Source organism: Pseudomonas sp. P4_C3, from assembly GCF_056402075.1.
The window spans coordinates 1-9,179 of record NZ_JBFUIC010000178.1; the positions used below are offsets into that span (position 1 = coordinate 1).

Below are 9,179 nucleotides of genomic sequence, written 5' to 3' on the forward strand. Positions count from 1 at the left end.
GGACATCAACGACGACGGAACAGCGGCAGCGGTTCGTCGGTAGCGGCCTGGTAGGTCACCGAGAAGTCCTTGAGGCCTTCAAGGGCTTCGTGCGGGTCTTTGTCGGCGCGAATGGCGAACGCGTCGAAACCACAGCGATGCATGTAGAACAACTGGTCACGCAGCACGTCGCCAATGGCCCGCAATTCGCCCTTGAAACCGTAACGGTCACGCAGCAGGCGGGCGTTGGAGTAGTTGCGGCCGTCGGTGAATGCCGGGAAGTTCAGGGCAATGACCTGGAACTGAGCCACGTCTTCGCCGATTTCCTCGGCTTCTTCATCGGCGTCCAGCCAGATGCCCAGGCCGCCGTCGCGGGCCAGGAGCATACGACTGTGTTCGCGCCACAGCTGCAACGGCACGATGAGGTCGTCACAGTTGCTGATCTCGTCGATGTTGAAATCCTTGGGCAGCAGGTGCCAGGTCTCGTCGACGACCTCGTTGTTCTTAATTATTCGCTGCATAGACACGCTCCTTGAAGAGGTCGATGCCAATACGCTGATAGGTGTCGATGAAGCGTTCGTCTTCGGTACGTTGTTCGATGTACACGTCGATCAGCTTTTCGATCACGTCAGGCATGGCTTCCTGGGCAAAGGACGGGCCGAGGATCTTGCCCAGGCTGGCGTCACGGCTGGCGCTGCCGCCGAGGGAAACCTGGTAGAACTCCTCGCCTTTCTTGTCCACCCCGAGAATCCCGATGTGGCCGACGTGGTGGTGACCACAGGCGTTCATGCAACCGGAGATGTTCAGGTCCAGCTCGCCGATGTCGAACAGGTAATCCAGGTCGTCGAAGCGGCGCTGGATCGACTCGGCGATCGGGATTGACTTGGCGTTGGCCAGGGAGCAGAAGTCGCCGCCCGGACAGCAGATGATGTCGGTCAGCAAACCGATGTTCGGCGTGGCGAAACCTTGCTCGCGCAATTCGCCCCACAGGGTGAACAGCTTGTCCTGCTCGACGTCGGCCAGGATGATGTTCTGCTCGTGAGAGGTGCGCAGTTGACCGAAGCTGTAACGGTCGGCCAGGTCGGCCACTGCGTCGAGCTGTTTGTCGGTGATGTCGCCCGGTGCAACGCCGGTAGGCTTGAGGGACAAGGTCACGGCCACGTAGCCCGGCTTCTTGTGGGCCAGGGTATTGCGCACGCGCCAGCGGGCAAAGCCCGGATGCTGCTGGTCGAGCTCGGCCAGGGCGGCGGTCTGGTTGTCCAGCGCCTTGTAGTCCGGGTCGACGAAATGTTTGGCGACGCGTTGCACTTCGGCTTCGGTCAATGTGGTCTGGCCACCGCGCAGGTGTTCCATTTCCGCATCGACTTTTTGCGCGAAGACTTCAGGCGTCAGCGCTTTCACCAGAATCTTGATCCGCGCCTTGTACTTGTTGTCGCGACGGCCATAGCGGTTGTAGACCCGCAGGATGGCGTCGAGGTAGCTCAACAGGTCTTGCCACGGCAGGAATTCATTGATGAACGCGCCCACGACCGGCGTACGGCCCAGGCCACCACCGACCAGCACGCGGAAACCCAGTTCGCCGGCGGCGTTGTGCACCGGTTCAAGGCCAATGTCGTGGACTTCGATGGCGGCGCGGTCGGAGGTAGAACCGTTGACGGCGATCTTGAACTTGCGCGGTAGATAAGCGAATTCCGGGTGGAACGTGGTCCACTGGCGGACGATCTCGCACCATGGGCGCGGGTCGGTCAGCTCATCGAAGGCCACACCGGCGAACTGGTCGGTGGTGACGTTGCGCAGGCAATTGCCACTGGTCTGGATCGCATGCATCTGCACGGTCGCCAGTTCAGCCAGGATGTCCGGAATGTCTTCCACGGCCGGCCAGTTGAACTGCACGTTCTGCCGGGTACTGATGTGGGCATAGCCCTTGTCGTAGTCGCGGGCAATTTTGGCCATCATTCGCACTTGGCGCGAAGTCAGTTGGCCGTAAGGCACGGCGACTCGCAACATCGGCGCGAAGCGCTGGATATAAAGGCCATTTTGCAGGCGCAGGGGGCGGAATTCTTCTTCGCTCAGCTCGCCTGCCAGATAGCGTCGGGTCTGATCACGGAACTGCTTGACGCGGTCCTCGATGATCCGCTGATCGTATTCGTCGTATACGTACATATAAGTCCTGTTCTCAGGCTTGGGCCGGTCGGAAACAGCGGCGTTTTTTGGCTTGCTGGCGTCCGATGAAACCTCGGCAATTCTGCGCGCACGGCCGCGCACTCCCAACGGAGCCGGGGCAAGATACCAGTTTGCAGTTATGCGTAAAAGTGATGTTTGAGCATATGTAAAGAACCAAATCGCCTAATGAGAATCTTTGTTGCAAAGCCCCTGTTTGTGGTGCGGGCAATCGTCGTCTTTACTCTGCTCGAGTCTTTATGCAATCACCGATAAAACCGACAAGAGGCGATGCAATGAGCAACCCAACCAAAGCACGGAAAAGCGATAGCACCGTTGATGCCTGGGCAATTTTGTTCCTGATCATTCTGGTCGTGGGGACGGCGGTTTTCTGGGTCAGCCATCAGTAAACGACCCCGTCCGGGCCCGGTTCCGACGATTGTCTGACAAAAACCGGAAAAATCGCCGTTTTACGGAGGTTCGCTGGATATAATCCGCGGCGAATTTGCGGGGGCTCGGACGATCGATGTTAAAACTTTTCTGTGGTGCCGTGCTGGCGCTGGCTACGGTCTGGGCACCGTGTGTCCAGGCGGCGTCCGTATTGTTCCTCAATCCAGGGACCACCCAAGAGACGTTCTGGGTCAGTTACTCGCAATTCATGCAGGCCGCGGCCAAGGACCTTGGCATGGATTTGCACATCCAGTATTCCGAGCGAAACGCTGAAACCACACTCAAACAGGCCCGCGAAGCCCTGCAAGGGCCGAATCGACCGGACTATCTGGTGTTCGTCAACGAACTGTACGTTGCGCCCGAAATCCTGCGTCTGGCTCAAGGCAGCGGTGTGAAGCTGTTTCTGGTCAACAACGGCCTGACCGCAGACCAGGTGCGCTTGCTCGGCGCTCAGCCGGACAAGTATTCCGACTGGTTGGGCAGCCTGGTGCCCAACAATGAGGAGGGCGGCTACTTGATGCTCAAGCAGCTGATTCGCCTGCATCGCCCGGTCGCGCCCGGTCAGGCCATTGATCTGGTGGCCTTTTCCGGCCTGAAGAACACGCCAGCCGCGCAACAGCGTGAGAAGGGCATGATGCGGGCATTGGCCGAACACCCTGAAGTGCGGTTGCGCCAGTTGGTCTATGGCAGCTGGACCCGCGAGCGCGCCTATGAACAGGCCAGGTTATTGTTCAAGCGTTATCCGCAAACGTCGCTGGTCTGGTCGGCCAACGATGAAATGGCCTTTGGCGCCATGCAGGCTTATGCCGAAACCGGAGGCCAGCCCGGCAAGGACGTGCTGTTCAGCGCCATCAACAATTCACCGGCCGCGTTACAGGCGCTGTTGGATGGGCGGTTGAGTGTGCTGTTGGGCGGCCACTTCACTCTGGGTGGTTGGGCGCTGGTGCAACTGCATGACTACGACCAGGGGGTGGATGTCAGCCAGTACGGTGGGCGCGACCGGCAGATTCCGTTGTTGCAGCTGATCGATCACGCACAAGCCAAGCGATTGCTGGCTTTGAGCTCAACTCAGGATTACGGTGTGGATTTCCAGAAACTCTCGGCCAAGGGGCGACCGACGTCCTGGCGCTACCCGTTCGGCCTGCAAGCCCTGATGCACTGAGTCGGTTCAGATACCCGCCAGGTGCAACACCAGTTTGACGATGCCAAACAGTGTCAACGCGAACACTGCCGTGAACAGAATGCCCAGAATCACGAAATGACTCGGCTTGCCGTGAGTGAAGTCGCGCGCCCGGTTCTTCCCGCTCTGTACTCCGAACGCCGCCGCCATGACGCTCTGCAGCATCTGCCAGAAAGTGGGCGGTTTGTTGTTGTCGGCTGGATCGTCCATAAATTCCTCGTCACCCTGTGTCAGAGGTAAGCATAGACAATACAAAAAAGATCGTCCGAACGCGGCCCGAGCCTTCGGCAGCTCCTACAGGGTTATGTGTACACCTGTAGGAGCTGCCGAAGGCTGCGATCTTTTGATTTTGCTTGATCTTAGTTGTCGTAACCCAGGTTCGGCGCCAGCCAACGCTCGGTTACGCTCAGCTCCTGACCTTTACGCGAGGTGTAACTCTGCACCTGATCCTTGTCGATCTTGCCCACGGCGAAATACTGCGCCTGCGGGTGAGCGAAGTACCAGCCGCTGACCGCTGCCGCCGGGAACATCGCGTAGTGCTCGGTGAGGAACACACCGCTGCGGCCGGCCTTGAGTTCTTCCGCTTCCGGGTCCAGCAGCTTGAACAGCTGGGCTTTCTCGGTGTGGTCCGGGCAGGCCGGGTAGCCCGGTGCCGGACGGATGCCGGTGTATTGCTCCTTGATCAGTGCCTCGTTATCCAGCGCCTCATCCTTGGCATAACCCCAGTAGTCTTTACGCACCTGCTGGTGCAGCCACTCGGCACAGGCCTCGGCCAAGCGGTCGGCCAAGGCCTTGACCATAATCGAGTTGTAGTCGTCGCCCGCATCCTGATAGGCCTTGGCGACCTCTTCGGCACCGATCCCCGCGGTGGTGATGAAGCCACCCACGTAGTCGGTCACTTCACTGTCTTTGGGCGCCACGAAGTCGGCCAGGGAGAAGTTCGGCTTGCCATCGGTCTTGATGATCTGTTGACGCAAGTGGTGCAGCTTGGCCATTGGCTTGCCGTCATCGCCATAGAGCTCGATGTCGTCGTCATGCACCTGGTTGGCCGGCCAGAAGCCAAACACCGCGCGGGCGCTGATCAGTTTCTCGTCGATCAGTTTGGTGAGCATTTCCCGGGCATCTTTGTACAGCGAGGTGGCGGCTTCACCGACCACTTCGTCCTGGAGGATGCGCGGGAACTTGCCGGCCAGGTCCCAGGATATGAAAAACGGCGTCCAGTCGATGTATTCGGCCAGAACGTTGAGGTCGATGTTGTCCAGCACCCGCGTACCGGTGAAAGTCGGTTTGACCGGCGTGTAGCTCGCCCAGTCGAATTGCGGCTTCTTGGCGACGGCCGCGCCGTAGCTCAGGCGTTCGGTGCGGGCGCTGCGGTTGGCAGTGCGCTCGCGAACCTCAATGTAGTCCAGGCGGGTTTTCTCGACGAAGCCGGCCTTGAGTTCCTTGGACAGCAACTGGGTCGCCACGCCCAYGGCGCGGGAGGCGTCGGTGACGTAGATCACCGCGTCGTTGCTGTACTTCGGCTCGATCTTCACCGCCGTGTGCGCCTTGGAGGTGGTCGCGCCACCAATCATCAACGGCAGGTGGAAGTCCTGACGCTGCATTTCGCGGGCGACGTGGACCATTTCATCCAGCGACGGGGTGATCAGGCCGGACAGGCCGATGATGTCGCACTTCTGTTCCTTGGCCACTTGCAGGATTTTTTCCGCCGGGACCATCACGCCGAGGTCGATGATGTCATAGCCGTTGCAACCCAGCACTACGCCAACGATGTTCTTGCCGATGTCGTGCACGTCGCCTTTCACGGTCGCCATCAGGATCTTGCCCTTGGCCTGCGGCTTGTCACCTTTTTCCAGTTCGATGAACGGGATCAGATGCGCCACGGCCTGCTTCATCACCCGAGCGGATTTCACCACCTGAGGCAGGAACATTTTACCGGCGCCGAACAGGTCGCCGACGATGTTCATGCCGGCCATCAACGGGCCTTCGATCACTTCGATCGGGCGGCTGAAGGACAGGCGTGATTCTTCGGTGTCTTCAACGATGTGGGTGGTGATGCCTTTGACCAGCGCATGCTCCAGACGCTTGTTGACGTCCCAGTTGCGCCACTCTTCGGTCTCGGCTTCCTTGACGCTGCCGTCGCCCTTGTACTTGTCGGYGATGGCGAGGAGGGCGTCGGTGCCTTCCGGGGTGCGGTTGAGGATCACGTCTTCCACGGCGTCGCGCAGCTCCACCGGGATCTGGTCGTAGATCTCCAGTTGGCCGGCGTTGACGATACCCATGGTCAGGCCGTTACGGATCGCATACAGCAGGAACACCGAGTGAATCGCCTCGCGCACCGGGTTGTTGCCACGGAACGAGAACGACACGTTGGACACGCCGCCGGAGGTCAGGGCGTACGGCAGTTCGTCACGGATGTAGGCACAGGCGTTGATGAAGTCCACAGCATAGTTGTTGTGTTCTTCGATGCCGGTGGCCACGGCGAAGATGTTCGGGTCGAAAATGATGTCTTCCGGCGGGAAGCCGACTTCGTTGACCAGAATGTCGTAGGAGCGTTTGCAGATTTCCTTCTTGCGCGCTTCGGTGTCGGCCTGGCCGGCTTCGTCGAAGGCCATCACCACCACGGCGGCGCCGTAGCGCTTGCACAGCTTGGCGTGATGGATGAACTGCTCGACGCCTTCTTTCATGCTGATCGAGTTGACGATGCCCTTGCCCTGGATGCACTTGAGGCCGGCTTCGATCACTTCCCACTTCGAGGAGTCGATCATGATCGGGACGCGGGAGATGTCCGGTTCGCCGGCGATCAGATTGAGGAAGGTCACCATGGCCTTCTTCGAATCGAGCATCCCTTCGTCCATGTTGATGTCGATCACCTGGGCGCCGGCTTCGACCTGCTGCAGGGCGACTTCCAGGGCTTCGGTGTAGTTGTCTTCGCGGATCAGGCGGGCGAACTTGGCGGAGCCGGTGATATTGGTGCGCTCGCCGACGTTGACGAACAGCGAGCTGCGATCGATGGTGAACGGCTCAAGGCCCGAGAGGCGGCACGCCTTGGGAATGTCCGGAATCTCGCGCGGCGCATATCCGGCCACAGCCTTGGCGATGGCTTCGATGTGGCCCGGCGTGGTGCCGCAGCAACCGCCGACGATGTTGAGGAAGCCGCTCTGGGCGAATTCTTCGATGACCTTGGCGGTTTCCGATGGCAATTCGTCGTACTCGCCGAATTCGTTCGGCAGGCCGGCGTTCGGGTGCGCGGAAACGTGGGTGTTGGCCTTGTTCGACAGCTCTTCGAGGTACGGGCGCAATTCGCGGGCGCCGAGGGCGCAGTTCAAACCGACGGAAATCGGCTTGGCGTGGGCCACGGAGTTCCAGAACGCTTCGGTGGTCTGGCCCGACAGGGTGCGGCCCGAGGCGTCGGTGATGGTGCCGGAAATCATGATCGGCAACTCAATGCCCAACTCCTCGAACACGCCCTGGACGGCGAAGATCGCCGCCTTGGCGTTCAGGGTGTCGAAAATGGTTTCGATCAGGATCAGGTCGGCGCCGCCTTCGATCAGGCCTTTGGTGGATTCGGTGTAGTTCTCCACCAGTTCATCGAAGGTCACGTTGCGGTAGCCGGGGTTGTTCACGTCCGGGGACAACGAGCAGGTGCGACTTGTAGGACCGAGCACGCCGGCAACGAAGCGCGGCTTGTCCGGGGTTTCCAGGGTCTTGGCGTCGGCGACCTTGCGCGCCAGGCGTGCGCCTTCTACGTTTAACTCATACGCCAGGCCTTGCATGCCATAGTCAGCCAGAGAGATCTGGGTGGCGTTGAAGGTGTTGGTTTCCAGAATGTCGGCGCCGGCGTCCAGGTAGGCTTTTTCAATGCCGCCAATCACATCCGGGCGAGTCAGTACCAACAGGTCGTTGTTGCCTTTGACATCGCTCGGCCAGTCAGCGAAGCGTTTGCCACGGTAATCCTGCTCTTCGAGCTTGTAGCTCTGGATCATCGTGCCCATACCGCCATCGAGAATCAGGATGCGCTCTTTGAGGGCGTGCTTGAGAGCTTGAAGGCGAGCGCTGCGATCGGACATTTGGACTACTCGGTAAGACCATGACGAAGGGCCGGGATGATAGCAAACCTGTGCGCTTTTGGAGCAAGACTCGAATTTGCATGAATATCGTTCATGTTGGCAAGGATGACAGACCGGTAGAATCGCGGCGTTTTTCCAGGATTCAGGACCAGGGACATGTCGTATCGCTTCGTCATCAGCACATTGTTTTTGTTTTTAAGCTGGGGCGCTGTGGCGCAAAGTCCGGCGATTTCTTCTGTCATTTCATACAGCCGCGACATTCAACCGATCTTCACTGAAAAGTGCGTGGCCTGCCACGCCTGCAACGACGCCGCCTGTCAGCTCAACCTGGGCAGCGGCGAGGGCGCGGCACGGGGCGCGACGAAAATCCCGGTCTACGACGGTGACCGCCGCCAGGCCGTTGCGCCGACCCGACTGTTCTATGACGCCTCCGGCAAACAGGCCTGGCAGCAAAAGGGCTTCTATTCGGTGCTCGATGCCCGGGGCAGCCAGGCCGCACTGATGGCGCGGATGCTGGAACTGGGCCACAAAACCCCATTGCAGCCCAGCGCCAAGCTGCCGGAAGACATCGTCCTGGGCCTGAACCGGGAAAACATGTGTGCCATGCCCGCGGAGTTCGACGGCTACGCCGCTTCGCACCCGAAAGAAGGCATGCCACTGGCAGTGACCGGCCTGACTGACCAGCAGTACCAGACGCTGCAACGCTGGCTGGCGGCAGGCGCGCCGATCGATCAGCAGGCGCTGGCGCCCAGCGCCAGGGAAGCCTTGGAGGTGGTGCAATGGGAAAACCTGCTCAATTCCCCGGGAGCCCGGGAAAGCCTGGTGGGGCGCTGGCTGTTCGAGCACTGGTTCCTCGCCCATCTCTACTTCAAGGATGGCGAGCCTGGGCATTTCTTCCAGTGGGTGCGTTCGCGCACCCCGACCGGCCAGCCGATCGACCTGATCAACACCCGTCGCCCGAACGATGATCCGGGCACGCAGTTTTACTATCGCTTGTGGCCTGTGCAGGGCGTGATCGTGCACAAGACCCACATCACCTATGCGCTGAGTGCGGCGAAACTGGCGCGGGTCAAGAGCCTGCTCTACAGCGGCAACTGGCAGGTCGACGCATTGCCGGGCTACGGGCCGCAGAGCCGGGCCAACCCGTTTGCCACCTTCGAAGCGATCCCGGCCCAGGCGCGCTATCAGTTCATGCTCGATAACGCCGAGTACTTTGTGCGCACGTTTATCCGCGGCCCGGTGTGCCGCGGGCAGATCGCCACGGACGTGATCCGCGATAATTTCTGGGCGCTGTTCCAGGCGCCCGAGCACGATCTCTATGTCACCGATCCGAACTATCG

Annotated in this window: 6 protein-coding genes; 2 read left to right on the forward strand and 4 right to left on the reverse strand. The window is 60.2% G+C overall.

Features of this window, described 5'->3' with window-relative positions; translation table 11 throughout:
• Nucleotides 1–5 precede the first annotated feature (5 nt).
• Nucleotides 6–500 carry a DUF934 domain-containing protein gene (locus AC1DVH_RS21625; protein ID WP_223464402.1) on the reverse strand — a complete coding sequence of 165 codons (495 nt, stop codon included), beginning with the start codon at nucleotides 498–500 and terminating at the stop codon, nucleotides 6–8.
• Nucleotides 484–2,142, reverse strand: coding sequence for a nitrite/sulfite reductase (locus AC1DVH_RS21630; RefSeq protein WP_477755519.1), 1,659 nt, complete (start codon nucleotides 2,140–2,142; stop codon nucleotides 484–486). The genes AC1DVH_RS21625 and AC1DVH_RS21630 overlap by 17 nt, the downstream gene beginning before the upstream one ends.
• 523 nt (nucleotides 2,143–2,665) lie before the next feature.
• On the opposite strand from AC1DVH_RS21630, the gene AC1DVH_RS21635 reads away from it, so the two are divergent.
• Nucleotides 2,666–3,751, forward strand: a complete 1,086-nt coding sequence (locus AC1DVH_RS21635) for an ABC transporter substrate-binding protein (RefSeq protein WP_477755520.1) — start codon at nucleotides 2,666–2,668, stop codon at nucleotides 3,749–3,751.
• Between the two features lie 6 nt (nucleotides 3,752–3,757).
• Here AC1DVH_RS21635 and AC1DVH_RS21640 read toward each other — a convergent pair whose 3' ends face one another.
• Both AC1DVH_RS21640 and metH read right to left on the reverse strand, forming a co-directional pair.
• Nucleotides 3,758–3,979, reverse strand: a complete 222-nt coding sequence (locus AC1DVH_RS21640; RefSeq protein ID WP_477755521.1) for a DUF2970 domain-containing protein — start codon at nucleotides 3,977–3,979, stop codon at nucleotides 3,758–3,760.
• Nucleotides 3,980–4,128: 149 nt separating this feature from the next.
• The gene (metH, locus tag AC1DVH_RS21645; protein WP_477755522.1) at nucleotides 4,129–7,839 is read right to left on the reverse strand and encodes a methionine synthase; all 3,711 of its coding nucleotides are present in this window, start codon (nucleotides 7,837–7,839) and stop codon (nucleotides 4,129–4,131) included.
• Between the two features lie 156 nt (nucleotides 7,840–7,995).
• Between metH and AC1DVH_RS21650 the strand changes: the two genes are divergently transcribed.
• Nucleotides 7,996–9,179, forward strand: a 1,184-nt coding sequence (locus tag AC1DVH_RS21650) for a fatty acid cis/trans isomerase (RefSeq protein WP_477755523.1), incomplete at its 3' end; no start/stop codon positions are given.